Origin of the sequence: Streptomyces sp. NPDC058955 (genome assembly GCF_042741435.1) — a bacterium.
GTDB lineage: Bacteria > Actinomycetota > Actinomycetes > Streptomycetales > Streptomycetaceae > Streptomyces.
Genome location: NZ_JBHYKM010000205.1, coordinates 1 through 1898, shown reverse-complemented (window position 1 = coordinate 1898; position 1898 = coordinate 1). Strand labels below are relative to the sequence as shown.

1 protein-coding gene is annotated in these 1898 nt (G+C 75.0%); it reads right to left on the bottom strand.

Annotated elements, in window-relative coordinates; translation table 11 throughout:
* Window positions 1-92 precede the first annotated feature (92 nt).
* A complete protein-coding gene (locus ACFW1I_RS37510; protein ID WP_384678463.1) occupies window positions 93-1745 on the bottom strand; it encodes a phospho-sugar mutase in 1653 nt (550 codons plus the stop codon).
* Between the last annotated feature and the right edge of the window lie 153 nt (window positions 1746-1898).

Sequence of the window (1898 nt, the reverse complement as noted above, 5' to 3'; positions counted from 1 at the left end):
GCCGCCCACCTCGACCTCACCCCCGAACGGGTCCTCGACGTCCTCCGGCTCGCCCCCGCACCCCGCACCCCCCCCACCCCCCCCGTCTCCGGCTACAGCCCCGCGGCCGCCGCCAGGTCCTTCTTCAGCGCGCCCAGCACCTCGGCGCCGGTCGCCCGCGCCTCGGCCAGGCCGCTCGCGTCGGCGACCGGGACCACGACCTCCAGGTAGCACTTCAGCTTGGGCTCCGTGCCCGACGGGCGGACGATCACCCGCGCCTTGAAGTCGCCGTCCAGGTGGTAGCGCAGGCCGTCCGTCGGCGGCAGCGACTCCGTGCCCTTGGTCAGGTCCTCCGCCGAGACGACGCTCAGCCCCGCGAGCTTCACCGGCGGGGTCTCGCGCAGCGCCGCCATCGCGTTCGCGATGACGCCCAGGTCCTCCACCCGCACCGACAGCTGGTCCGTCGCGTGCAGCCCGTGCGCGACCGCCAGGTCGTCGAGCAGGTCGGTCAGCGTCCGGTCCCGCTCCTTCAGCTCCGAGGCCAGCTCGGCGACGAGCAGCGCCGCCGTGATGCCGTCCTTGTCGCGGACGCCGTCGGGGTCGACGCAGTAGCCGAGCGCCTCCTCGTAGCCGTACCGCAGCCCGTCCACCCGGGCGATCCACTTGAAGCCGGTCAGCGTCTCCTCGTAGCCGACGCCGGCCGCCTCGGCGATCCGCCCGAGCAGCGAGGACGAGACGATCGACTCGGCGAAGACGCCCCGGGCGCCCTTGTGCACCAGGTGCTCGGCGAGCAGCGCGCCGACCTCGTCGCCGCGGAGCATCCGCCAGCCGCCCTCGACGGACGCGTCCGGCACGGCCACGGCACAGCGGTCCGCGTCCGGGTCGTTGGCGATGACGATGTCGGGGTCCACGGCCCGCGCCGCCTCGAAGGCGAGGTCCATGGCCCCCGGCTCCTCCGGGTTCGGGAAGGCGACGGTCGGGAACGCCGGGTCGGGCTCGGCCTGCGCGGCGACCAGCGCGGGAGCGGGGAAGCCGTGCCGCGCGAAGGCGGCGGTGAGCACGTCCTTCCCGACCCCGTGCATGGCCGTGTAGACGGTCCGCGCGGTCCGCGGCGAGCCGGGCGTCAGGACGGCGTCGGTGCGGGCGAGGTACGCCTCCAGGACCTCCTCGCCCAGCGTCTCCCAGCCGCTCTCCGGCCGCGGCACGTCGGCCAGCGCCCGGACGGCGGCGATCTCGGCCGCGATCTCGGCGTCCGCCGGCGGCACGATCTGCGAGCCGTCGCCCAGGTACACCTTGTAGCCGTTGTCGCGCGGCGGGTTGTGGCTCGCCGTCACCTCGACGCCGGCGACGGCGCCCAGGTGCCTTATGGCGTACGCCAGGACCGGCGTCGGCAGCGGGCGCGGCAGCAGCGCGGCGCGCAGCCCGGCGCCGGTCATCACGGCGGCGGTGTCGCGCGCGAAGTCGGCCGACTTGTAGCGGGCGTCGTAGCCGATCACGACCAGACCGCCGGTCTGCCCCTTCGCCTTCAGGTACGCGGCGAGGCCGGCGGCGGCCCGGATCACCACGGACCGGTTCATCCGCATGGGCCCGGCGCCCAGCTCGCCGCGGAGCCCCGCGGTGCCGAACTGCAGCGTCCCGGCGAACCGGACGGCCAGCTCGTCGGTGTCCCCCCGGTCGAGGAGCGCGCCGAGCTCCTCCCGGGTCTCGGAATCGGGATCCTCGGCGAGCCACGCCTGGGCCCGGGCGAGGAGTTCGTCCTGCGTCACGGTGATGCGCCTTTCGTCTGCGGGCGGGGTGAGGTGGGTGGGGCGGTGGTGGTCGTGGGGCGGTGCGGGTGGGTGGGGCGCGGCGTCGGGCGGGGCGCCGGGGCGATACCCCCACCCCCCCCCGGAACGAATAAAAAAAACAAAAACCCAAAA